General features: G+C 49.4%; 19 protein-coding genes. 8 read left to right on the top strand and 11 right to left on the bottom strand.

The window, feature by feature from the left end:
* Window positions 1-23: 23 nt before the first annotated feature.
* The 3 genes from rpoN to AC2YIT_RS02580 all read right to left on the bottom strand — a co-directional run bounded on the left by rpoN (window position 24) and on the right by AC2YIT_RS02580 (window position 2487).
* The gene (gene rpoN / locus AC2YIT_RS02570) at window positions 24-1466 is read right to left on the bottom strand and encodes an RNA polymerase factor sigma-54 (protein WP_430842740.1); all 1443 of its coding nucleotides are present in this window, start codon (window positions 1464-1466) and stop codon (window positions 24-26) included.
* Between the two features lie 446 nt (window positions 1467-1912).
* Window positions 1913-2224 (bottom strand): hypothetical protein, encoded by a 312-nt coding sequence (locus AC2YIT_RS02575; protein WP_430842738.1) that lies wholly within the window; start codon window positions 2222-2224, stop codon window positions 1913-1915.
* Window positions 2225-2235: 11 nt separating this feature from the next.
* Complete coding sequence (locus AC2YIT_RS02580) at window positions 2236-2487, bottom strand: YtxH domain-containing protein (protein WP_430842736.1); 252 nt, start codon at window positions 2485-2487, stop codon at window positions 2236-2238.
* 166 nt (window positions 2488-2653) lie between these two features.
* Here AC2YIT_RS02580 and AC2YIT_RS02585 point away from each other — a divergent pair, with 166 nt between their 5' ends.
* Window positions 2654-3031 carry a response regulator gene (locus AC2YIT_RS02585; RefSeq protein WP_430842734.1) on the top strand — a complete coding sequence of 126 codons (378 nt, stop codon included), beginning with the start codon at window positions 2654-2656 and terminating at the stop codon, window positions 3029-3031.
* A gap of 126 nt (window positions 3032-3157) precedes the next feature.
* Here the strand turns inward: AC2YIT_RS02585 and AC2YIT_RS02590 are convergent, their stop codons facing one another.
* From AC2YIT_RS02590 to pgmB, 3 genes are all read right to left on the bottom strand, one after another.
* On the bottom strand, window positions 3158-5434 hold the full coding sequence (locus AC2YIT_RS02590; protein WP_487278145.1) for a tetratricopeptide repeat protein: 2277 nt from the start codon (window positions 5432-5434) through the stop codon (window positions 3158-3160).
* Window positions 5435-5574: 140 nt separating this feature from the next.
* Complete coding sequence (locus tag AC2YIT_RS02595; RefSeq protein ID WP_430842730.1) at window positions 5575-7890, bottom strand: glycoside hydrolase family 65 protein; 2316 nt, start codon at window positions 7888-7890, stop codon at window positions 5575-5577.
* Complete coding sequence (gene pgmB, locus AC2YIT_RS02600) at window positions 7887-8537, bottom strand: beta-phosphoglucomutase (protein WP_430842728.1); 651 nt, start codon at window positions 8535-8537, stop codon at window positions 7887-7889. Before pgmB ends, AC2YIT_RS02595 begins: the two co-directional genes overlap by 4 nt.
* A 132-nt stretch (window positions 8538-8669) precedes the next feature.
* Here pgmB and AC2YIT_RS02605 point away from each other — a divergent pair, with 132 nt between their 5' ends.
* The 3 genes from AC2YIT_RS02605 (at window position 8670) to AC2YIT_RS02615 (ending at window position 12449) form a co-directional block, all read left to right on the top strand.
* Window positions 8670-10409: an alpha-amylase family glycosyl hydrolase gene (locus AC2YIT_RS02605; RefSeq protein ID WP_487278146.1), complete on the top strand. Its 1740-nt coding sequence runs from the start codon at window positions 8670-8672 to the stop codon at window positions 10407-10409.
* A gap of 134 nt (window positions 10410-10543) precedes the next feature.
* Window positions 10544-11362 carry an N-acetylmuramoyl-L-alanine amidase-like domain-containing protein gene (locus tag AC2YIT_RS02610; protein WP_430842724.1) on the top strand — a complete coding sequence of 273 codons (819 nt, stop codon included), beginning with the start codon at window positions 10544-10546 and terminating at the stop codon, window positions 11360-11362.
* Between the two features lie 7 nt (window positions 11363-11369).
* Window positions 11370-12449 carry a mechanosensitive ion channel family protein gene (locus tag AC2YIT_RS02615; protein ID WP_430842722.1) on the top strand — a complete coding sequence of 360 codons (1080 nt, stop codon included), beginning with the start codon at window positions 11370-11372 and terminating at the stop codon, window positions 12447-12449.
* Between the two features lie 287 nt (window positions 12450-12736).
* Here the strand turns inward: AC2YIT_RS02615 and AC2YIT_RS02620 are convergent, their stop codons facing one another.
* The 3 genes from AC2YIT_RS02620 to AC2YIT_RS02630 form a co-directional block, all read right to left on the bottom strand.
* Window positions 12737-14107, bottom strand: coding sequence for a HAMP domain-containing sensor histidine kinase (locus AC2YIT_RS02620; protein WP_430842720.1), 1371 nt, complete (start codon window positions 14105-14107; stop codon window positions 12737-12739).
* A complete protein-coding gene (locus AC2YIT_RS02625) occupies window positions 14104-14781 on the bottom strand; it encodes a response regulator (RefSeq protein WP_090156860.1) in 678 nt (225 codons plus the stop codon). The genes AC2YIT_RS02620 and AC2YIT_RS02625 overlap by 4 nt, the downstream gene beginning before the upstream one ends.
* A gap of 211 nt (window positions 14782-14992) precedes the next feature.
* Window positions 14993-15553: a DinB family protein gene (locus AC2YIT_RS02630; protein ID WP_430842718.1), complete on the bottom strand. Its 561-nt coding sequence runs from the start codon at window positions 15551-15553 to the stop codon at window positions 14993-14995.
* 324 nt (window positions 15554-15877) lie between these two features.
* Here AC2YIT_RS02630 and AC2YIT_RS02635 point away from each other — a divergent pair, with 324 nt between their 5' ends.
* From AC2YIT_RS02635 to AC2YIT_RS02645, 3 genes are read left to right on the top strand one after another with little or no spacing between them, the layout of a single operon-like run.
* The gene (locus tag AC2YIT_RS02635; protein WP_430842716.1) at window positions 15878-16486 is read left to right on the top strand and encodes a DUF4136 domain-containing protein; all 609 of its coding nucleotides are present in this window, start codon (window positions 15878-15880) and stop codon (window positions 16484-16486) included.
* Between the two features lie 3 nt (window positions 16487-16489).
* Window positions 16490-17149 carry a hypothetical protein gene (locus AC2YIT_RS02640; RefSeq protein ID WP_430842715.1) on the top strand — a complete coding sequence of 220 codons (660 nt, stop codon included), beginning with the start codon at window positions 16490-16492 and terminating at the stop codon, window positions 17147-17149.
* Between the two features lie 10 nt (window positions 17150-17159).
* Entirely contained in the window at window positions 17160-19328 is a 2169-nt protein-coding gene (locus tag AC2YIT_RS02645) for a hypothetical protein (protein WP_430842713.1), read from the top strand.
* A gap of 74 nt (window positions 19329-19402) precedes the next feature.
* Here the strand turns inward: AC2YIT_RS02645 and pheA are convergent, their stop codons facing one another.
* A complete protein-coding gene (pheA, locus tag AC2YIT_RS02650; RefSeq protein ID WP_106597153.1) occupies window positions 19403-20476 on the bottom strand; it encodes a prephenate dehydratase in 1074 nt (357 codons plus the stop codon).
* A 124-nt stretch (window positions 20477-20600) separates the two neighbouring features.
* Window positions 20601-22472: a DNA topoisomerase IV subunit B gene (locus tag AC2YIT_RS02655; RefSeq protein ID WP_487278147.1), complete on the bottom strand. Its 1872-nt coding sequence runs from the start codon at window positions 22470-22472 to the stop codon at window positions 20601-20603.
* Window positions 22473-22747: 275 nt separating this feature from the next.
* Here AC2YIT_RS02655 and AC2YIT_RS02660 point away from each other — a divergent pair, with 275 nt between their 5' ends.
* A complete protein-coding gene (locus tag AC2YIT_RS02660) occupies window positions 22748-25288 on the top strand; it encodes an SLBB domain-containing protein (RefSeq protein WP_487278148.1) in 2541 nt (846 codons plus the stop codon).
* The last annotated feature ends 2 nt before the right edge of the window (window positions 25289-25290 follow it).

The following is a 25290-nucleotide window of genomic DNA, read 5'->3' on the forward strand; positions in this document are numbered from 1 at the left end:
TATCAGGGCTTAACTTGTTTGCTTTAAATAGTAACTCTCAACCTCGCGGTAGGTATATTTAATTGCTCGCGGTACTTGGCCACCGTTCTTCTGGCAACGGAATAGCCTTTTTCGGCAAGCATATCTGTAATTTGTTGGTCATTATATGGGTGGCGCTTATCCTCCTCACTCACAATCTCCCGGATAGCCTCCTGGATCTCCCGGTTCGAAACCTCCGTACCATCCTCATTTGTAACACCTTCTGTGAAAAGGTCTTTCAGCAGCACAATCCCGAACGGCGTCTGCACATATTTGTTGGTCGTGACGCGGGACACGGTAGAAATATCCATGTCGATGATCTCGGCCACGTCTTTGAGGATCATCGGCCGGAGCTTCTTGATATCGCCAGTTTGGAAATAATCGTATTGCAACTTCACGATCGCTTTCAGTGTATTCAGCATCGTATTCTCCCGCTGCTTGATGGCATCAATGAACCATTTCGCCGAGTTCATCTTGTTTTTGAGGAACTGGTTGGTAGCCTTATCCTGCTTCTGCTCCGCCATTTGGGTAAAAACCTTGTTCAGTTTCAACGCAGGGCTATTTCCCCAGGTTAGCTGTACTTCAATCTCCCCATCCTCGGTGTACCAGAGCATGAAATCAGGCTTGATGCTTTCATTCACAATGGAATCGTTGCGTAATCCCGACGCCGGCTTCGGATTGAGCGTGGTAATCAGCTGAATAGCCTTTTTCAGGGACTCTTCGTCCAGCCCGGTGATCCGCATGATTTTGTCATAATTCCGTGAACCTAGCTCATCGAAAGCATCCGTAACAATCTTGCAAGCCCATTTCCAGGTCTCGTTCTGGTTCTCCATGCGGTTGAGCTGGATAAGCAGACATTCCCGCAAATCGCTGGCCGCTATCCCGGGTGGGTCGAGCTGTTGGATGATTTTCAGCATTGTGTTCACTTCGTCGGTATCGATAAACATGCTGTTCGCAAATGAAATATCGTCCGCAATCACATCGCTTTCCCTCCTCAGAAAACCGTCCTCATCGAGCGAATCGAGGATGAAGTCGGCGATTAATTGCTGGCGTTCATCCAGTTGCAGAAAGTGTACCTGCTGTTTGAGGTCGTCCCTGAACGAGATGGCCTCCACCATCGGGCGGGTATATAATTCGTTGTCAGCCGACTGGTTGTTTGCATACGTTTTATAGTCCGGAATGTCGTCGTCGCGAAACTCGTCCCAGTCGTAATAATCTTGGACGGAATTATCTTCATTACCCGACGAATTATCCGATTCGTCGAATTCTTCCGGCGCATCTTCCGACGTACTCTCTTCCTTCCCCTCTTCCAGTATAGGGTTTTCTTCCAGTTCTTCCTTAATTCTTTGTTCAAGCTCCATTGTAGTCAGGTGCAGTAAATTCAGCATCTGAATTTGCAAGGGAGAGTATTTTAAAGTCTGTCTCTGCGTCTGCGTCTGTCTTTGCATATAGCAACTAAGGGTAAAATTTACATTCTCTTGATGCTTTAAATTTACGACTCTTTATCCAATCTTGCCTCAACAGAGAAGTGCGTTACCGAAGATTGCGTAGTTATTTCCACATACTGAGTATTATAATTCAGAATGTAGAGCTAATCCCCATTCAAAAACGCCTCCGCGGCCACTCCAGCCAGCTTTTGAAGTCTCGCAATAGTAAGGCAGAATATCTGGTGCACATCCGGCAGTACCTGCTCACCATCTGCTTCATCTGGCTGAAAATCAAAAGATATCGTATCTTCAAATGGGTTCCGGTTTTCGTTTCCCCGATATTACACTGCCGTCGGTACGAGGCCTAACATACGAAAACCACAAAATACAGAATGCAAAACCCTTGCCCACTTCTATAAACGACGAGACCCTCCGCCGGGGAGGGTCTCCTATCTGGTGCGGCCCGGTCATGCCGGCTGCAAAGGTTTTTCGTCGGTCGCACTCTTGACCCAGTACAAGCCTTTGAGCAACAATTCACGTCCTTGCTCCACGCCATGCTTCATAATCACTTTTTCGATCAGCAGCGGCGCGAGCAGATTGAACGGCATAGGAAGCCGCCTTAATGCGGTTCTTCCCAACAAGGCGCCTAATCCCACTTCCACGCCCCGGCCTGCAATGCCGTCGGGGCCGGCTGCCATCAGGTCCTTGAAATAGTCGACCGTCTGGGAAGCGGTTCCCTTTTTCTTTTGCGACTTTGTCAGATCACCCTTTGGTTCCATAGCTATTCCGGTCAAATGTTTCCTACCTGTTCACGGGCGACGTCTGCATATGCCTCCCCTTCCTTTTTCAACTGGTCGGCGGCATCGGCAGCTTTCGCCTTACTTTTTTCCAATGCCGCTATCAGATCGCCCGCCAGCTCATTGGTTTTCTTTTTCAATTTTTTGATTGTTTTCTTACTATCCTCCGGTGCCAGCAATAAGCCGATAACGGCACCGGCCACTGCTGCTGTTACTATCCCAAAAATGATTTTGTTCGTTGACATAACACACTTGTTTTAATGTGGATCATTTCGTTTCACCCAGAACCGCCGCAAATCCTGTACCAATCAGAATGACCCGTGCGGTCCGTAGATGGCAGGATTATTGCTTTTACTACCCGAAAATACCTCCGCTACCAATGGCTGAAATTTTTACTTCTCACACAGCGCTATGAAAATTGTTATTATTGAAGATGAACGGGATCTGGGAGTGTTGATGCGCAATTTTCTAGTCAGGCAATTGAATATTAAAACCCCCGACGGCAACGTCAGGGTGGTGGCTTCATTGATGGAAGGCATTGATTGTATCCGGGACATGCGTCCCGATTGGATATTCATAGACAACAACTTACCCGACGGAAAGGGTATACAGGCAATCCGGCAAATACGGGACGTACACCCGGGCAAACGTGCAAAAGTGGTGATGATGAGCGCCATGACGAACCTAAAAGAAGAAGCATTTAGGAACGGCGCGGACTTTTTCCTCGATAAACCCATAAGCTTTGTAGAAGTCAAGAATATCTTCACAAAACCTGCAAACGAAATCTGAGCTTTACGGCGCCTGGCATCACAACAAATCGTGGAAATACTTGCCTCAATTGGGGACTTACCCTGGTTGTCCGTAGAAAATATTGCTCAAAGCGGCCCTTTTGCACTGTTCAATCGCAGTTAACTTCTAAAACAGCACAGGACATTTTGTTCCTGACCTACCTTTACGGCCCGGCATTTTCACCTTCTGACTGCGGTAGCGCACATGCTTCTTCCTCTCGGTATCTATTTTCTTTTTCTCGTAGGGAACGAGCTTAAAATCATATTCGGGGATGAAATAATCTTCCTTATACTCCGCCACAGGCAAAGGCATATAGTGGCGTCCCGGGAAACTTAGTACGTCGTATTCATAGTCGTACAGATAGATGGTCACGAAACCGTCACGACTATATTTGATGCCGATATCGGAAAAGGGACTGTTTTCATCCGAAGAAGCAACGAGCCGCATTATTTCCTTCTGCTTACCTTTCATGAGCACCGACATATTGTACTGGAAAACGCGGTGCAGCGAGTCGATCTGAATGGCGATACCGAGATAGTACTTCGCATCTTTGAGCCGCTCCTGGCCCGCATACATTACGGCTGTATTGTTCAGTGCACTCTTGTCCTGGTAAGTCTGGTAGCTCAGTTTCGCGTCGTCGTATCGTTCCATATACCGGTACACATTCCCCTGGTTCACATTATAGAACTTTCGGCCAGGTGCGGCCGCCATAGCAAGTTTGAAGTCTTCGAATGCGCCATCGTACCGGGCGTTCGCTTCGTTTACCTGGTGTTTCTGAGAATGCCGGTTACCAATGTAGGCCTGCACAATCCCGTGATTGTTGTGCAGGAACGGTAACTCCGGCTTTTCGCGGACAAGGCTATCGAATAAGGCCATCGATTTATCAAGCTGATCGTTTTCCAGCAGCACGATCCCCCAGCCGTTTTGTGCATTCACATTCGACCGGTTTAGTGAAATGGCCTTTTTAAATACCTGATAACCTTTTTTGTACATATCAAAATGCAGCAGCAAGTTGCCATAGTTGCTCCACATCAGGTCGTAACCCTGCTCATACTGCAGTGCTTTCGCCAGATACTGGCCTGCGTCAGAAAACCGTTTCTGGTCGATCATGATGCTGCTTAATCCTGCCAGGGCCTCGTAACGTATTGGATCGAGCTTAATCGCCTTCTGAAAGTCCTCCTGCGCCTCAGCGCTCTTTTTCAGGTAGTATTCCGAAAAGGCTTTTGTAACAAAAAGGTCTGCGAAGAACTTGTTGTCCTCATTCAATGCCTTTTCCCCTTTCTTGAAGTCCTTTAATGCGAGATCATACTTCTTTTGCCCGTAATGGGCCACCGCGCGGCCCAGGTAAGCAGGCAAATAGGTCGAGTCCTTCTTGATCGCCCTGTCGAAAAGACTGAATGCGGTCTGATATTCATGCTTGCTAAGATGGGTATTCGCGATGCCGGACAGTAAAGAAGGCGTCTCGCGTTTCAAAGTCGATGCAAGTTTGTAGTACCGCTGTGCTTCGCTGGTCTGTTGCAGACCGTAGCACGCATGCGCCATTCCGAGATAGGCATCGCCGCGAAATGTGCGGTCGTCGGTTTCGAGGTACTTTTCAAAAACGGCCTTCGCCATGCCGAACTGATTGAGTGAAAGCAGCGCGTTCGCGTAGCGTATCTGCGCTTTCGGGTGTGTACGCGCTACTTTCTCGAAATCCTTCACCGCCCGTTTCTCGTTGCCCGTGCGCATGAGGATATCGCCCCGTTGCAGGCGGTAAGCCATTTCGTCCTTCTGGCGAATCGCCGCCGTGAGCTCATCTACCGCCTCTTCCATCCGGCCGCCGTACTTATGCACCATGCCCAGGTTGAAATTCCATTTACCGCCTGTGCTTTTCGCGGAATTATCGGTGGCGTACCTTGCCGCCTCGTTGTATCGTTTCTGCTTACCGAGCGCGACGAGAGTATTCACAGTAGCCGCGGTGCCGCCGGGAGCGTCGAAGAAATCTTTACGCGCCGCATCGTATTTACCCGATAGCATCGCAAAAAGGCCGCGGTTATAATGCAGATGCGGATCGAGCTCGGCCAAATCCAGCGCTTCCATAATGTGTAATGCTTTTTGGTAATTGCCGGAAAGCGCAAGGATCACCGCCTCGTTGTTCATGCGCTGCACGGAATCGGAGGGTTGAAAGGCTTGCTTGTGGTAGGCAGCATAAGCGGCCTGCAAATTGCGCACACCGCGTTGGTATTCCTCGCCGCGCAATAACGCAGGATTATTTTCTTCGAATGACTTGTTAAAAATAGGCAGAAGTTCTTTGACAAGTCCTTGGCACTCACTAAAATCCTGCGCTGAGACCTGCCGCGGCGCTAACACCGTCAACATCAGCAACATACCTGTCATTACAAGTAGGTGGATTTTCTGTACCATAGGGGTGCTTAATGGTTCAAAAGCCCCTAACCTACAAGTAATCAGGGAAAATTACAATTATTGCTTAGACCGTTTGATAAATTTCGGTTAAAATATAATTTTTTAAATAAATAACATCATTTTAAGTAAACTACTGGTGATTAAAGTTGCACGGAAGCCAGAGCGTCGATAAACACCTTTTTATCGTTAACCAAAACCGTCAGAGCACGTTCCGAAAGGTTTTCAATGAAGACCGCCTGTTTCGAGACAGATACTTTCAGCAAAATACCCCTGAAACCGATCCGGAACGAATATTCTTTCCATTGCTCTGGAATGTAGGGTTTGAACGACAGCAGGCCGTCAGTCACCCGTTGTCCGGCAAAGCCTTTTACTATGCTCATCCACGTGCCGGCCATCGAAGTAATATGCAGACCGTCCTCGGTGTCGTTGTTATAGTCATCCAAATCCAGACGGGCGGTACGCAAGTACATCTCATACGCCTTTTCGCGCAAGCCTAACCCCGCCGCGAGGATCGAATGGACGCACGGCGATAATGACGATTCATGGACGGTCATCGGCTCATAGAACTCGAAGTTGCGGCGAATGGTGGCGGCATCGAATTCATGTTCGAAGAAATAAAGGCCCTGCAAAACATCAGCCTGCTTGATAAAACATGACCGTAGGATCCTGTCCCACGACCACCGCTGGTTAATGGGGCGCTGGTCGGCAATGTCGGCGACGGTCAGCAGTTCCTTATCCAGGAAACCCTGCTGCTGCAAATACACCTGCCTGTTTTCATCAAACGGATAATGCATATTGTCGACGATGTGCTTCCAGTCCGCAAGTTCCGTGTTAAGTTGCAAGTTGGTTTTGAAAATCAGCTCATTCAGCTTGCGGGAATCTTCTTTCCATAGCTTATCGATGACTTCCAGCGTGTAGCGCAGCGTCCAGCAAGCGATGTAGTTGGTATACCAGTTGTTATTGACATTGTTTTCATACTCGTTCGGCCCGGTTACGCCCAGCATCACATACTGTCCCTTATCCTCCGACCAGTTGATCCGCTGCTTCCAGAACCTCGAAATCCCGATCAGCACTTCCAGGCCCCATTCTTTGACATAGCTTTCATCCCCTGTGTAGCGGGTATAGTCGTAAATGGCATACGCAATGGCGCCGTTCCGGTGAATTTCCTCAAACGTGATCTCCCATTCGTTATGGCATTCCTCCCCGTTCATCGTCACCATCGGATAAAGCGCGGCGCCGTCGGTGAAACCCAACTTTCCGGCATTCTCGATCGCTTTTTCCAAATGCTTGTAACGGTAAATGAGCAGGTTACGCGCCACTTTTTCGTCCGCCGTAGAAAGGTAGAACGGAATACAATAGGCCTCGGTGTCCCAGTAAGTACTACCGCCATATTTCTCCCCGGTAAAGCCTTTGGGCCCGATGTTCAGACGCTCGTCCTCACCGGTATAAGTTTGTCCCAAATGGAAAATATTGAACCGGATACCCTGCTGGGCGGCCACATCGCCGGCAATGGTGATGTCGTTCTTCTCCCATTTGCCCGCCCACACCTGCACTTGCTCCGCGTACATGCGATCGAATCCCTTTTCGGCAATGCGGGCAACGTAGGCTTTCGCTTTCGGTACGAGTTCATCGTGCGGGTAGTTGGCCGATGAGAGGTTTACGGCATATTTATAAACAGTAACCTCCTGTCCTTCCCGCACTTCTAGCTGCACGGTACCCGCCACATATTTTTCCCTTGAAGCGAGTTGAACGGTACCGGTTACAGGCATACCATTCCGTTTTACATCAAACTTCATCCCAGTCGCGACGCGGAACTGCTCCACCTGGTAAGGATTGCTTTTCGTTTCGAGCACGAGATAACCTTCCTGCCCGTACGCCTCATGCGCGATGCCGTTCCAGAACGATTCATCATAGTTGGAATCCCGGTTGCGGATGTGGCCGTCGAGGAATGGAGTAATACTAAAATAATCGGTAAAATTGAGCGGCACCATGCTGTAACTAATGGCGCCGGCCTCGTCGTCGGCCATGCTGCAAAAGCGTTTGGAATGAATGCGCAGCTTCCTTCCGCCCGACAGCGTCACCGTCGCGGTACGTTCCAGCACACCTTCTTTCATATTGAGCACACGACGGAATTCGTCGATTTTGCAGGTATTCAAATCGAGCAATTCTGTACCGACGCGAATCTCGATGCCCGTCCAGTTGCAGGCATTGAGTACTTTGGCAAAATAGTTGGGATAACCGTTCTTCCACCAGCCTACCCTGGTTTTATCGGGAAAATAAACGCCCGCGACGTAGTTTCCGAGCAGTGTTTTGCCTGAATACCCTTCTTCTAAATTACCCCGCTGACCCATCCGGCCATTGCCGAGGCTCATAAGGCTTTCCGTAATTTCGTTGTGTTCGGGGTGAAAACCTTCTTCTACAATGCACCATTCATCGTGCGTGATGTAATTCTTCATATGTTTTCCAATTGAGGCAAACCAAAATTTTCAAAACCGGCGATCACGATATCGGCTTCGGTCAGTACCGATGCTTCCCCCACGCCCACAGCGAGCATACCGGCCGCTTTCGCGGATTCGATACCCGCAACGGCGTCCTCGAACACCGCACAATACGCGGGTGACACATTCAGATCGGCCGCACCCATCAAAAACACCTGCGGATCCGGCTTGCCTTTGGTGATACGGTTGCCATCGACGATCGTATCGAAATAATGCAGCATATCAATCCTTTCGAGAATGACCTTTGCATTCTTGCTGGCCGAGCCGAGGCCGCTGGGGATACCATTCCGTTTCAACTCTTCCAGAAAATGGCGCACGCCGGGTAACGCATCGTCTGGCGTCATTTGCATGCAAAGTTCCAGGTAACGCGCATTTTTGGCAGTGGCTCTGCGAAGCTTCTCTTCGTCGGACAATGTAACTCCGCCGATCGACAGCACGATTTCGAGTGATTCCATGCGGCTGATGCCTTTCAGGCGTTCGTTTTCTTCACGCGTAAGGTCGAAACCGAGGTCCTGCGCCATTTCGCGCCAGGCGATGTAATGGAATTGGGCGGTGTCAACGATTACCCCGTCGAGATCAAAAAGGCAAGCTTGTATTGAGGGCATATCATTTCAAATTTAATATCTTGCAAAATAGTAAAAATTAGCAATTTGCTGCGTCAGGGCCGAAATACGGGCTATCCGGTGTCACCACGCCGCGCTGCAAGCTTTCCCAGAACATTTAGAACCCCCAAAAAAATGCCCGCCGTCAACAAGGACAAATTCATTATATACCAGCTACTTACACGCCTCTTTGGCAATCAGAACACAACCAACAAGGTCTACGGGACGATCGAGGAGAACGGGTGCGGGAAGTTTAATGACATCGACGACACTGCGCTGGCCGCATTGAAGGATTTCGGTGTGACCCATCTCTGGTACACCGGCGTGCTCGAACATGCCACGCTCACCGATTATTCGGAATACGGCATTAATCCCGATCATCCGCTGATCGTGAAAGGCATTGCCGGCTCTCCTTATGCAGTGAAGGATTACTATGATGTGGATCCCGACCTCGCCGTGGATGTGCCCAAGCGGATGCAGGAGTTCGAAAACCTTATTATCCGCACGCACGCGCACGGGCTGAAAGCGATTATTGATTTCATCCCCAACCACGTTGCGCGCCAGTACCATTCGGATGTGCGGCCTGAGGGTGTGAAGGATTTCGGTGAGGACGACGACAATACAGTCACTTTTAGTCCTTCCAATAACTTTTATTATATTCCAAACCACGATTTCGTCGTACCGGAAGGCCACCAGCCGCCGCTGCCGGTAACGACTCCCTACCACGAACGGCCCGCCAAAGCGACGGGCAACGATGTTTTCCAGGCCCAACCCAGCCAGTTCGACTGGTACGAGACCGTCAAGCTAAACTACGGCGTCGATTACCTCAACGGCCGGTCGCTCCATTTTGACCCTATTCCTTCCACCTGGCTTAAAATGCGCGACATTCTTATTTTCTGGACGCGCAAAGGCGTGGACGGTTTCCGGTGCGATATGGCCGAAATGGTGCCTGTCGAGTTTTGGGGCTGGGTGATTCCGGAAGTGAAAAAGGAAAACCCCTCGGTCATTTTCATTGCCGAGATCTATAATCCATTCGAATACCGCAATTACATTTATACAGGTCGGTTCGATTACCTATATGACAAAGTTGGGCTGTACAATTCGCTGCGGCGGATGATCGAGGGGCATGGAAGCGCTTCGGATATTACACGCATCTGGCAGCACGAATCGGGCGATTTCAGTGAGCATATGCTTCGCTTCCTCGAAAACCACGACGAACAGCGCATTGCATCCCGGTATTTTGCGGGAAACCCATGGACCGCATTGCCCGCGATGGTGCTGAGCGCCACGCTCCACACAGGCCCGCTGATGCTCTATTTCGGACAGGAACTCGGCGTGGACCCTACCCAGCAGGAAGGTTTCCAGGGCGAGGACGGCCGCACGACTATTTTCGACTACTGGGGTGTACCCGAAGTCCAGCAATGGGTCAATGGCGGCCAGTTCAACGAAGAGCTCCTTACCACCGAGCAAAAGACGTTGCGTCGGTTTTACAGTAACCTCAATGCATTTGTGCTTAAAAACGAGGCGGTATATGCAGGCGGATTCTATGATTTGCAATATGTAAATATCAACGGACAGTCGTTCAACTACGACGGGAATATCATTTTCAGCTATCTGCGGCATACCGACGATCAAAAAATGTTGTTCGTATACAATTTTCACGAGTCTCTTACCGTAGAAACGCTGATCAAAGTGCCGCAGGATGTATGGACGAACGTGCTGAAACTGGGCAATACCGGCGATTATAAATTGAAGCCCGTGTTCCCGGTTGAAGTGCCTCTGGTACAGCTGCGCACAGCCGACATTACTTCTACGGGAGTGCACATCGAACTTCCCCCGATTTCGGCATTTGCGTTCGAGATCGTGCCGAAGTAACCCCATTGCAAGCCCTTCTGCCGTTGCAAAAGGGGCTTTTGATCATTAATTTTACATTATCCACGAATTTGTGGCTATTCTATCGTGGCAAGTTTTTTGTCTTTAACGTACCCTGGTTTTAAAGAAATTCAAGTATGATCCGATTTGTAGTGCTTTCCATTTTGTTGCTGGGTTCTGTTGCCTCTTTCGGGCAGGCCAGCCTGCAAAAGACTTTTGTGCAGAAAATGGAGCTGCCCGCCAGTCCGGATATCGGCACGCAGGTCCTGCGCATGAGCGAGTCGTTCCTGGGCACGCCTTATGTCGCCGGCAGCCTGGAAGGCAACCCTACCGAACGGCTGGTATGCAAGTTCGACGGGCTGGATTGTACGACATTGGTAGAGAGCGTGATCGCGCTGGCCGTTGCCAAAACCGAAAATGCGACTTTTGACGAATATAAAAATGAGCTGACACGCCTCCGGTACCGCGACGGCGTAATCGACGGATATCCTTCGCGGCTGCATTACATCCTCGACTGGCTGTATGAAAACCAGAAACGCGGCCGCCTCGAAGACATTACTTCCAAGGTGGGCGGGGTACCTTTCAACAAGGAAATCAATTTCATGACTACCCATGCCAATTTGTACCCGTCGCTAGCTGCCAGTGAAGTGTACGAAAAACTGAAAGAACAGGAGGCGGTGATCAACTCCAGAGAGCACAGCTACATTCCCAAAAGCGCGATCCAAAAAGCCGAACCCATGCTGCACGATGGCGACATTGTTGCATTCACGTCGTCGGTGGAAGGACTGGATGTGAACCATATGGGCATTATTTCGAAAGTGGGCAGCCGCGCTTACCTGATCCACGCGTCGCTCACGGGCAAAAAGGTGATCATGACGAATGTTCCGCTGGCCGAATACGTGGCATCCGTCCCGAAACATACGGGTATGATCGTGGCCCGTCTCAACGATATCTGAACCGTGAATGGATTTAACCGAACTGATTAACTACCGGAATTCACCCTGGCTGTTGCTTTTGCTGGCGGGCACCATTGGATTGGTCATCAGCATTATCATCATCAGTCTGATTAAAATAACCGCATCCAGGAAAGAGTGGACCGTGGTGCACGCAATCCGTGAAAATCTCACCAGCGTGCTGCATTTCTTCGTACCGATCGTACTCATTACGGCGGCGGCCAAAACCTATTCCTACTCCAACCCGCAATACGACTGGGTTTTCGCATTGAGCAAAACCGCGCTCATTGGCATCACGACCTGGCTCATGGCCCGGATTGTGATCATCGTCGAAAAAATCCTGATCGCCAAGCTCGATTTCAATACGCCCGACAACAACCAGGCGCGGCGGCTTTTTACCAAGATCAAGTTCATCAAACGCATTGTGGTGATCATGGTCGTAACCATCGGCGTTTCGATATTACTCCTCAGCTTCGACAGTGTGCGGCAATATGGCGTCGGGATCCTTACGTCGGCCGGTATTGCGTCGGTAATCATCGGTTTCGCGGCGCAAAAGTCGCTGGCAAACCTGATGGCGGGTATTCAGATCGCATTCACACAGCCAATCAAAATCGATGACGTGGTGATCGTGGAAGGCGAATGGGGCCGCATCGAGGAGATCAATCTGACCTACGTGGTGGTCAATATCTGGGATTTAAGGCGCATTGTACTGCCCATTACCTATTTCATCGAAACGCCCTTCCAGAACTGGACGCGTAATGAAAGTGCACTGACCGGTGCAGCATTTTTTTACCTCAATTACCACACCCCCGTTGACAAGCTTCGGACGAAATTGAAAGAAATCCTGGAAGCTACCCCGCTTTGGGATGGTCGCGCGTGGGCATTGCAGGTGACGGACACGCAGGGACAACTGATGGTGGTGCGGGCGCTGATGTCGGCACGTAATTCCAGCGAGACCTTCGATTTACGCTGCCTGGTACGCGAAAAATTGATAGAATATATCGTACAGGAACATCCCGAGGCATTACCCGCAACCCGCGTGGAAGAGACTACGCAGACGAAATTCAAAGTCTCCGAAACGGGCATATAAAAATTGGCCTCCGGAAGATCCGAAGGCCAGTCTTTTCTTACTACTCACCTAACTCAATTTAACTCAATACAGTTTTTCTTCGATATTTTGATCCGTTCGTTTCCGCATCGTAACAGGCACCGCTTCGGGATTCAAAAAGGGAAATCACAGCCTGCAAGAAACGGGGAATACCAACGAGTGAAAGCTATTGAAATGCCTGATGGCACGCATAAATCAGAACGTGCGATTTACATTACAAAAGAGCTTTTCCGTTGTTAAAGAGGCATTAACGCTGAATTAAAAACGAATTAAAAAGGCGGGAATTTCAAAATGAAGGTCGTGCCGGTGCCTAGTGCAGACTCCACTTCGATGGTCGCGCCCTGCATGTTGATAATGCGCTTGGTGAGTGCAAGACCAATGCCATAGCCTGCTTTACTGATCGTGGATTGACTGCGATAGAAGGTATCGAAAATATAAGGTAGCTCTTCCCGGGCGATGCCGATGCCCATATCACGGAAATAGACGATTATCAGCCGGTTTTTGATTTCTAAAAAAACATTGCAGGTCTTGTCCGGCGAGTACTTGCAGGCATTGTCCATCAGATTCAGGAACGCCGTCCTCAGCAGACTCTCATCCCCGAAACGCTTCAATTGCTCCTCGTCGTCGGGGATTTTATCATAATGAATATGCACCTGATAGCCCGGGTTTTTCTGCTGTACCGAGCCTTTTGCCTGCCATAGTACCTCGTCGATCCTGATCTTCGAAAATGTTACCCTAAATGCATTCTCCTCGGTCCGTGCGAGTTCGAGGAGGCGGCTTACGAGCTCGTTCATTTCCTTCGCTTCGGACCAGATACCTTTCAACGCATCCTGGTAATCGGCCGGCGAGCGCTCTTTCATCAAACTCAGCTCGGCCTCGCTCATGATGAGCGCCAGGGGCGTACGCAGCTCATGCGAAGCGTGTGAGACAAAGTTTTTCTGGGCGACGAAAGCGATTTCGAGCCGGGTAAGCATCTGGTTGAACGTTTCGGCCAGCAATGCCAGCTCGTCCTTCTCCCGCCCTACCCGCACTTTTTCATGCAGATTTCCTGCTGAAATATTATTCACCTGATCGATAATGTCGGCCACGGGCTTGATGGCATCATTGGAAAATTGCCAGCCGGCAACGCCGACGAGCACCATCGACAACAGCCAGCCTACCAGCAGGATTTCGCGGAGGCGGTTGAGCTGGTTCATGCCCAGGTAATCGTTCGCGATCACCGCCACGACCCACGGCTTCCGGTGGTCCTGCAAAATGTGCCGGATGATGATTACCTCCTTCTTCTGATGCTTCGTATGGATTTCCTTCCCGGCGCGCGCCTCGGTAAGCATCGGCTTGGAAAGCCTGAAATGCTCCTTCCCGCTGACAAATATGACCGAATCGGAGCCATCGTAAATCGTGATTTCTTCGTCGAGCAGGATGGTTTTGTTCTCCTTCTCGATCTTTTCGATGTCCGCTTTGCTGATACCGTGGCTGGCCTCCACGAGCTGGGCGATCGTCTGGCCGCGCTCGTTCAGGAAGGAGTAGAACTGTGTTTCGCGGTATTGGTCGTAGAAAAAGTAAATAGCAACACAAAACAGCGCCATAATGGAGCCTACCAGCAAGGTAAACAGCAGCGTCAGGCGCGATTTGATGTTCATTCTTCCTTGAAAATGTAACCCATGCCGACTACCGTGTGAATCAGCTTGGTAGGATAGTCTTTATCAACCTTTTTGCGCAGGAAATTGATGTATACATCGATCACATTCGTACCTGTATCGAACCGGATGTCCCACACCTGCTCGGCGATGTCCACACGCGAGACCACGCGCCCACGGTTACGCATGAGGTATTCGAGCAATGCAAACTCTTTGGCGGTGAGATCGATCCGGTTGCCGCCGCGCCTGGCCACCTTTTCGTCGAGATTCAGTTCGAGGTCTGCGAGGGTAAGTACCTGACTGGATTGCTCACGGGCGCTGTTGCGTTGCGAAAGCACCTTGATCCGCGCAATCAATTCGCGGAACTCGAAAGGTTTCACCAAATAATCGTCGCCACCGGCTTCGAAACCATCGAGTTTGTCATCGATCGTGCCTAATGCGGTCAGAAACAGGATCGGGGTCGTGAGGCCGTCGGCGCGGAGCTGCTTGGCGAGGTCGTAGCCGTTGAGCAGCGGCAGGTTTACATCCAGAATGATCACATCGAACCGGTAGTTGGAAGCCATTTTCTTACCGACTTGTCCGTCATAAGCCAGTTCCACTTCCCACGACTGCTCTTCCAGGCCCCTTTTCAAAAAGCCTGCGAGTTTCGGTTCGTCTTCAACGATTAGTATTTTCATAGAATGATCAAGCGGTTTAAAGTGCCAAATGTTGCACAGATTTTTGCTTAAAAAAAGGCTGCCCGAAATATCGGACAGCCTTTTTGTCTATATCCACACCATTGGAACGTTGGCATTTCTCGACATCCCACGTTCCATTATAATGCAAAATATAAAATTTAAATTATAAACAATAGGTAGTTGCCTATTTTTGCAAAATTTCATGTAAGTATCAGTAATAGTCTGCGGAATTGTCATAATCCGAACGGTCGCCATATGCGCCGTAATCATCATCTTCTTCCAGACGCATGGCCTTTGCTGCTTTTTTAATGAGTCCGATCTGGCCCGCGTGGTAAACGTCGTGCTGGATTACGCCGTGGATTAATGTATAGTAAGAGTAATCACGGCCCGGCACAAATTCTTCCAGGAAGCTGTCGTCTTCGATCTTTTCGAGTTCCGACACCAGTTCTTCTTGTGAAAGGCTCAATTCCATCTGGATTGCCTCCCATTCAAACTCGTCGACCACCGGAAATTTCTTCCAGTCCTTATCCTGCGTTTTAATATCGAACTCCGCATCGCCCTGCAACTTCCGGACCGCAAAAATGCGCCAGGTGGTCATGTGATACACGATTTCGGCGATAGAATGCGTATTGGCGCTCAGACGCGCCTCCGCGATTTTCGGGGTAACGTCGCGCAACGCTTCTACTACCGACGGTCCATACCACGCCTCTTCGCTTTCGTAGGTGTCGTTAAGTACATCTATAATTCTTAAAATCTCTTCTTTTGCTTCCATATGATTAGATTAAACAGCTGCAAATTTACGGGGATTCGGATGAAGATTGTCCAATTGTGTTTTCAATATTAAAGAGACATTTTACCGGCTTCCATACTCTCCTGATCGTCTGCGGGAAACGGCAGCGTTCCAACCAATCGCGGCGCGATACCGTCACCAAGTAGTTGATGAGTTTAGAGTATATGAGTTTAAAGTATGCTGTTCGGCAGCACCATCGAACTGAGATTCATGGACTCACAAACTTTAAACTCATGAACTCATAGGCTCATAAACTTTAAGCATTTCAATTTTCGTTTATTTAACAAATTTTAAAATACAACTCAAATGTTCAAGAAAGCCTCTTTCCTTTTACTGATCGTCGGCCTTGGATTGATGTCGTGTTCGAAAGATCCGATCAGCGATCTTTCCAATGAGGAGTCGTTGGTATACATAACAAATCACGATAAATCCGCCAATTTCACGCAGTATAAGACATTCAGCATTGTAGACTCGGTGCTGATCGTCGAAAATGACCGCGCCGGCACTTCCCTGGACGACATCGACCGCGCCATGCTCCAGCGCCTGATTACCAATATGGAAGCAATGGGTTACAGACACGTGGGTCGCAAGGAAAATCCGGATTTAGGTATCAACGTGTCGTGGATCACCAATACCTACTTAAATGTTTATCAACCGCTTTCCTCCTATTATGGCGGTTACTGGGGCGGATTTGGTTATGGCTACCCTAGCTATTACAATTACTACGAAACCCGTGAGAGTTCCTGGCTGATATCGATGCTCGATTTCAAAAACCCGAAGACGACGGCATCCGGGAAAACTTTCAACGCGGTCTGGGAAGCCCAGATCCGCGGCGCAGCCATCGGCGATCAGAAACTCGTAGACAAAATGGCGGATTCCATTTTCGGCCAATCCGGTTATCTTAAAATCAAGTAACAAATGAAACGCATCATCATTATTGCCCTTTTTCTTGGGAATATCCTGCCCGCATTGGCACAGGAAAAACCCAAGTTATATACCATTGCCTCCCCGTTTGAACGTTACACCCATTACCTGGCTACCGCCCGCTTCATGGGTGCCGTACCAATGGGTTCTTTCAAGGATAATTATATTGATAAAACCTCATTCCAAAATTTCTCGCTCTCCATTGAGTGGGTCCTAAGAAACTCCCCGCTTTCCGTGGGAGGTGAAATCGGTTCTACTTATTTCGAAAAACGCGTACCCCGGGCGCTGTACGAAGGTTCGGAAGGCACCATTTCAGCAGTACAGACGCGCACCGTTTCGCAATATCCTGTCGAGCTGTTCGCTAACTACCACTTCCTGCCCCGCAATTCGCAGGTGCAGCCTTATGTGCAGATCAGCGCCGGTGCCAGCATTCTCGACTATACCGTTTATTATGGCACATTATCGTCGCAGGACCAGAAAGTACGCTTTAAATACGGCATTGGGGCCGGTTCCAAATTTTTATTTAAAAAAGACGGGACGCTGGGCCTTGATGTGCGTGTCAAGTATGATGGCACGGCCTATAAATATGACTACATCGACAAAGGCATATCATCCGTGAACGGCTCGATAGGCCTATTCTATCGTTGGTGGTAAACAACGTATCGTGACACATAAAAAGAAGGTTTTGACCAAAACATCGCTTCTCTGGCTTAGTGGCATTCTCGCATTCCTGATCGGTTCCGGGCTCTGGGCCTGGAACCGTTTTGGCCCCAGCGCCCACAAATCCTACGCCCAGATTACAGAAAGTTTCCCCATGGCGCGGACGCTCGACTCAGCGTCTAACGCCTGTGACCTCACCATACGCCGGTACCGTCAGATCGGCCGCGAAATGCAGTTCGAACTCGCAGCCAATGCCGGCGGACTTTCGCCTTATGACGTAAAAATCACCCAAAACGGTCATACACAAACCTTCCAGGCCGTGCCGCATCGGTACGGCACCTGGCTCACGATCCCCGATGTGCAGGTCAAAGGTGGCGAAGCGCAAATCCACGTTACGAGCCTCGGCCAGCAGGGTTGCCAGACAACCGCTGCATTCAACTTCGAAGGTGCTGTGGCCAATGAGGTGATCGACGCCAAAGAATGGATCCGGCAGGGAAGCAAGGACAACTGGCTCGACGTGCGACCAATCCGGAGGGACGACAAGCTCTACCTGCGTGATTTTGCCAACTACAACGACAGCCGAACCAAAGTGGTCATGATCGACGGCATTGTGGTGCAAGGGCTGGAAAATGGCATTCAGGTAAAACCGGGTTATTTGTACTCCGTAACGGCCCGGTGGATAGACGCCCCCTACAACGACTGGTGGAATGCTGCCAAAAACCGCAGCGTCCGCCAGCAGAACATCTACATCGCTGGCAAGCCCGACGGGGCAGCAACCCAGGCATTAACGCGCATCAGCATTCCCGACTGGTTTTCCCCCTCACGCACCATTAATGTCGATTTCGATACCAAGTTCCCTGAATTTGAACCTATCAAAGGTAAGCTGGTGATGCAATACCGGCTAAACAATTATGTTCCTTCCGATAATTACTACAAACGCGGAATCGGCTATTTGTCCAACACTGAAAAAGAATACCCTGCGGAAAAGCTGCATTATACGGCTACTCCCAATTATTTCGGGGATAAAGACGAAAAGTGGTTTGGAAGTCTTTCCAAAGAACAGGTGGAAGCATTGGCAGGCGTACCAGGATTCGGAGTGTATGCTTACGATTTTGAGTTTTGGAACCAGCATTATTCCAAAGAAGTCATTCAACGACTGATATGGTTTTCGAAAGTGGTCAAAAAGAACCACCCGAATATGCATTTGATGGATTACTGGGGCGGTGGGGCTTATACCAATCCGCATATTAATACCGTCGGGGGAGCAAATCCGAAAGATTTTATCAAAGAATATAGCGACCCAAAATCCAATAATCCAAACTTCGACCCGTTGCCGAATGGCGACAGCTTCCGGGACGTATTCAATACCGTGCCGATAGATGTGTATCCCAAACCGATGTTCGCGATCGATAATGCCGGTAATTCGCCCAACAACTTCGTATTGCTCTCAGCAATCCATTCGCTGCGCATCAACAAGCTCCTGCCCTATCAGAAAGACAACAAGTTCATTTTCTACGGCTGGAACCGGTATATGCCGTTGTACAAAGACCCCATCGTTCCCTGGAATTACCAACTCACCGATCCGAAGGGTGAGCTCATCATGAACCAGCTCGAAATGATGCCCGCCAGCCAGGCATTGAGTTTCTCGCTGTTCTCATTAATCCTTTTCGATGGTTATTACCTTTGGCACGACGGCGCGCCCAGCGCGAAAAACCCAAATGCCTATAAATTATCGAAAGACATGTGGGGCTGGGGCTATGAATGGTACGCGGCCGACGGCAAAACGCCTGAAAGCGAAGTGGGCCGTAACACCTCTGGCGGAACGGCCGCCCCTTACTGGGACTTCCCAACGGAATATTACGCTTTGGGCAACTGGATGGCCAAGCAAGTCGAGGATGTGATTGTAGGCGGCCAAAACCAGGACCTGGCATTTCAACTGAACGGGCAGTGGGTCCAACCCAAAAAAGAGCAGGCGTTGCTGGCGATTGATGGCAAGCAGCCATTTGTTACATCTATTGTAAAAGGAAACCAGATAGTCGTATTAGCAGTCGATTCCTTTCAACAGCCTTCGGCACAACGGAAAATGAAGGTTCGTCTGCCCGACGGCGTGGAAACGGAAATCGAGTTGTACGGCAACTGGCCGTCGCTGTACCGCGGAACGTTGAGGAAATAGTTTTGAGATACCTCGTAATAGCAGAAAGCTCGCCGATGAAGCGAGCTTTCTGCTATTTATGCAAAAAACGTATGCTAAGCCACTCTCACGTAGCTTCCAAGCCATTTCAAATGCGTTCCGTACTTGTGCATGATCTCCTGCACTTGCGGGTCGTCCATATGCCCGAGGAATTCAACGAGGAACCATGCCCGGAACGATGCCTCGCCACGCAACGGCCGGCTTTCGATTTTGGTCAGGTTAATGCCGCGGTCGTTGAAATCTTTCAGGAATTCGTACAAAACGCCCGGGCGGTTGGTATTCGGCAGATTGGCGATGATCGTCGTTTTGTCATCGGCACTTCTCATATTCGTAAAATCCTTCGCCAGGATGAGAAAGCGCGTCTGGTTCTGATCGCTGTCTTCGATATTGTCGAACAGAATAGGTACCCCAAACAGCCTCGCTGAAATCGACGAGCATATCGCCGCTGCATCCGGTTCTTCGGACGCCAGTTTGGCCGCTTTGGAAGTGGAGTCTACTGCAATCAGTTCGATGCCCATTCCTTCGAGGTATTCACCGATAAACTTCCCGCATTGCCGGAATGCAATGTCTTTCGAATAAATTCTTTTGATCGATTTCAGGTTGTCGGACTGCGATGCGAAAGTAAAATGTACTTTCAAGAGCATTTCAGCCACGATGGACAAGTTCTTTTCGCGCAGGAAGTCGGCAGTTTCGACTACGATGCCTTCCTGGTTGTTCTCGATAGGCACCACACCGAACTTCGCCCGCCCCGTTTCCACACTTTCAAATACAGAATGGATCGTGGGTAGCACGAGGTACTCGCTCATTGCGCCGAAACGACCTTCGGCCGCCTGATGCGTGAAACTTCCTTCCGGCCCCAGATAGGACACCCGCTCGGGCAGTTCGAGGTTGCGGGAAACCGCAAATATTTCGAAAAAAATGGCGTCGATCGCCTGCCTGGTGAGTAAGCCGTTGTTATGTTTCGCCAGCCGGTCGAGGATTTGTTTCTCTCTTTCCGGACGGTAGATAATCGACTGGGAAGACCGTTTCAGCTCACCTACCTTCTTCACAAGCTCCATGCGCTCGTTCAAAATGCTTAGCAGCTGATCGTCCAGCCCATCGATCCTGTTTCTTAAATCCTGTAATTCCACAAAAACACTTTAAATAGGTTGATCAAACCGGGAGGTGCGTATACACTTCTGAATAAAGACCTTCCCGCTCCGATATTACTTGACGACGCCAAAGATAATGCACGGCATGCAATGCGCAGTAGACCTAGCCCGCGAGTGCAAGTTCTTCGACATTCTTCTCTACTTTGAGATTATCGATAATAAACCGCTGTCTTTCAGGTGTATTCTTACCCATAAAATAACTTAGCAGCTTTTGAATGGATGTCTCTTTTTGCAGGATCACCGGTTCTACCCGCATATCCTCGCCAATGAATTTGCCGAATTCCTCCGGAGAAATCTCTCCTAACCCTTTAAAGCGGGTAATTTCCGGCTTACTGCCTAGTTTATCGATTGCCGCCTGTTTTTCTTCTTCGCTATAACAGTAAATGGTCTCTTTCTTGTTGCGAACCCGGAACAAAGGTGTTTCCAGCACAAACAGGTGCCCGTTCCGAACAAGGTCCGGGAAGAATTGCAGAAAGAAGGTCATCAGCAGTAAACGGATGTGCATACCGTCCACGTCGGCGTCGGTAGCAATGATAATGCGGTTGAAACGCAGGTTTTCCACACCATTCTCCACATCCAAGGCATGTTGGAGCAGGTTAAACTCCTCATTTTCGTAAACAATCTTCTTCGTAAGCCCGAACGAGTTCAATGGCTTACCCCGTAAGCTGAATACCGCCTGGGTTTGAATATCCCGCGATTTGGTGATCGAACCGCTTGCAGAGTCTCCTTCCGTAATGAAAAGTGTCGTTTCGTAACGCTGCTCGCTTTTCAAGTCGGTCAGGTGCAGACGGCAGTCCCGGAGTTTTTTATTATGCAAATTGGCTTTTTTCGCACGGTCGTTGGCAAGCTTTTTGATGCCCGCCAATTCTTTCCGCTCCCGCTCCGATTGCTCAATGCGCTTTTTCAATGCGTCGCGCGATTCGGGGTTCATATGCAGGAAATTATCGAGTCTTTCTTTCACGAAATCATTCACAAACGTCCGCACCGTGGTGCTATTCGGGTCGGGTGTGATGGTATTGGAACCCAATTTCGTTTTGGTTTGCGACTCAAAAACCGGCTCCTGAACACGGATTGCAATGGCGCCGATAATAGAAGAACGAATGTCTTCCGGCGCGTAATCTTTCCCGAAATGCTCGCGCACTGCTTTAACAACTGCTTCCCTGAATGCAGCGAGATGGGTGCCTCCTTGTGTCGTATACTGACCATTCACAAAAGAGTAGTATTCTTCACCATATTGGTTGCCATGAGTCATAGCCAGTTCAATGTCGTCACCCTTCAAATGAATGATCGGATAACGCAGCGATTCCGGGTCGGATTTACTTTTCAGAAGGTCGAGCAGACCGTTCTGCGAGAAGTATTTCTGCCCGTTGAAATTGATCGTCAACCCCGCATTCAGATAGCAGTAGTTCCAGATCATATTATCCAGGTATTGCGGGATGTACCGGAAGTTTTTGAAAATAGTATTGTCCGGCTCAAACGCCACGTAAGTTCCGTTGCGCTGGCTGGTCGTTCCTTCTTCCGATTCGTTCAGCAGCGTCCCCTGATGAAACTCCGCAGATTTGGTTTTGCCGTCGCGGTACGATTGTACCTTGAAATGGTTCGAAAGGGCATTCACCGCCTTGGTACCTACGCCATTCAAACCGACCGACTTCTGAAACGCACCCGAATCGTACTTCCCGCCGGTATTGATCTTCGAAACGCAGTCCACGACTTTGCCCAAAGGAATACCGCGGCCGTAATCGCGCACTTCCACGCGGTGCTCGGATATCTTAATCTCGATCGTTTTACCATTACCCATCATGTGTTCGTCGATCGAGTTATCCACAACTTCTTTCACGAGCACATAAATTCCATCGTCCACCGACGAGCCGTCGCCGAGCTTTCCGATGTACATCCCGGGCCTGAGGCGGATATGTTCTTTCCAGTCAAGCGACCGGATACTGCTCTCGTCGTACTGAACATTTGTACTTTCCATATTTATAACTATTCTTTTAGGAGTATTATCGCTTTTGGAGGCGGTATTTTAATAATTTGAATCTTTTGTCGTTACCCTGTTATAACTTTGCGGGGCTTCCCGACGGGGGCCCCCGATTAATAGAAATTCTTTAAAAATAGGAAAAATCTAATTTACTTTGCCATGATATACACTACCACAACATTGCGTGTACTCGAATCCCAAATTCAAAAATACTAGTCTTATACATAGTTTTAATGAATTTTCAGACTTTCAATAGTACAATAATTCTTCTTATGAACAGATCCAGTTTGGCTAAAAGTTATAAATCTGTACTTCCCTATTTCCTGAGTTTCATCATTTCGTTACCCGCTTTTTCACAGGTTACTGCTCCGACAGCCCCTTCCGGGACTGCCCCGACGTCCACCGGCGCCCAGGGTACACCGCAGTCGGGTCCGAGAGGTAATAGCGGCACCACGGGCGGTAACACACAATCGGGTGCGGGCAATCCGCAAGGCGCTACCCAGCAGGGCGGAGCCCAGCAGGGAGGCAACCCGCAATCAGGGAATCCGCAGCAGGGAAACGACGGTCAGGGCGGTGACAAAGGGAAAAATGCTGCTAATCAGAACGGTCAGAATGCCGAAGGCGGTGACCAGAGCAAGATTAATACCAGCACCAGCACCAAGTTGACTCCCGAAGAACAAGCGAAAGAAGCATTTCGTCAGAAAATCTACGGATATTCAATTTTTGCAGACAAAAACCTGGGGTTAATACCTGATTTACAGATCGTTACACCAACCACCTACGTCGTTGGCCCCGGTGACGAATTGAAGATTTATCTGTATAACTACGCAGAAAGCACTTACGAAACGGTTGTCAACAAGGATGGCTTCATCAGTATTCCCCGCGTAGGAAACGTGATGGTTGCAGGCCGTACGATCGAAGAAATTAAGAAAATCCTGATCGACAAATTTGCCAAATTCGTACCGGGAATGATCGGTACGGGTGGTGAAGGGGCCCGGACAAAACTGATGGTTACACTTGGAGAAGTTCGTTCTGTAAAAGTTTTTGTAACGGGGGAAGTGATTAATCCAGGGACTTACACAGTGTCCTCCCTGTCGTCTGCATTCAATGCATTGTACCAGGCCGGCGGACCTAATGAAATTGGATCTTTCCGTGAAGTGCGTGTTGTTCGCCAGGGCAAGGTTGTATCTAAACTGGACATCTACGACTATCTTGTAAACGGTAAAATCGACGGCGATATCCGCGTACAGGAAAACGACAACGTGGTGGTAGGCTACTACCTGAAACGCGCCGAAATCGCTGGCATGGTGAAACGTCCGGGAATTTATGAGCTGACGCCGGAAGAGAAACTGAGTGATGTGCTCCGTTACGCGGGCGGTTTCAGCGACAAGGCCTACCGTGCCAGACTAAAAATTCAACGCATTACTTCCAAAGAACGTAAGATCCTGGATGTGCCGGAAGAGCAATACGACAGCTTCGAAATGGCAACCGGCGACTCGATCAACGTAGAAACTGTCCTGGACCGCTTCGAGAATATTGTCACTGTGGAAGGTGCGGTAATGCGCCCGGGCGAATACTCGCTCGACAACAGCCCTACCCTGAAAAAGCTGATTGAGAATGCACAGGGAATGCGTGAAGACGCATTTGTGGGCCGCCTGAACGTGCTGCGTACCCGCGAGGATCTGACCATTCAGACCATCCCCATCAACTTTACCGATGTATTGAACGGCGTAACACCTGATCTCGTACTGACGCGCCTCGACCAGATCATCGTCCCATCGAGATTCGAAATGGCAGAAACGGCATTTGTGAGCGTTGAAGGAGAAGTAAACAATACTAAAATCGGCGAGAACGAGGGTAAATTCCCATACACGACCGATATGACGCTTGAAGACGTGCTGGTTCAGGCTGGCGGTCTGAAAGAATCAGCCTATACTTCGGAGATTGAGGTTGTCAGAAGAAAAAGAAATTCGGTAGCCGGGGCAGCAAATGCGCAGATCTCAGAGGTCTATAAGTTCAATGTAAACCGCGACCTGTCATTGAATTCCAAAGCGACGAACTTCGTATTGTTCCCATTCGACCAGGTGATCGTTCGTAAGTCGCCCAATTATGTAGAGCAGCAAACGGTTTTCGTGGAGGGCGAAGTGTTGGTAACAGGTCCTTATACGATCGTCAATAAGAACGACAAGATCAGCGACATTATCAAAAGAGCGGGTGGCCTAACCGAGCTTGCTTATCCGGAAGGGGCAACACTCTTGCGTCGTACAATCGTGAAAAACCTCGACGAAGCGGTGGACTACACAGAAGTTCAGCAAACGGAGAAGCAAATCAAACAAGGAACCCTTACCGGTGACCTGCCGAACGTAAAAGAAGAGAAAATCGGCATTGTGCTGAAAAACATTCTGAAAAACCCGGGTTCATTCGAAGACCTCGTGGTGCAGGAAGGTGATATCATCCGCATTCCAAAGCGTCTGGAAACCGTTCAGGTGACAGGCTCGGTACTTTACCCTACAACCGTGAAATATGGCAAGGGGATGAACTTCTCGGATTACATTTCACAATCGGGAGGTTTCACGGTGCAATCGCTCAGAAAGAGCTCTTATATCAAATATCCTAACGGTAATATCGATCGTACGAGAAGATTCCTGTTCTTCAATGTATATCCGAAAGTACAGCCGGGATCAGAGATCTTCGTTCCGACAAGAAATGCGCCGGCTCTGAATACACAGCAAAGCATTCAAACAGCTACAACCTTGTTGAGCTCAATTATGGGATTGATTGTAACAGTATTGGCATTCCGTTCACTTAAATAACT

This window comes from Dyadobacter sp. SRI_021 (assembly GCF_057586235.1).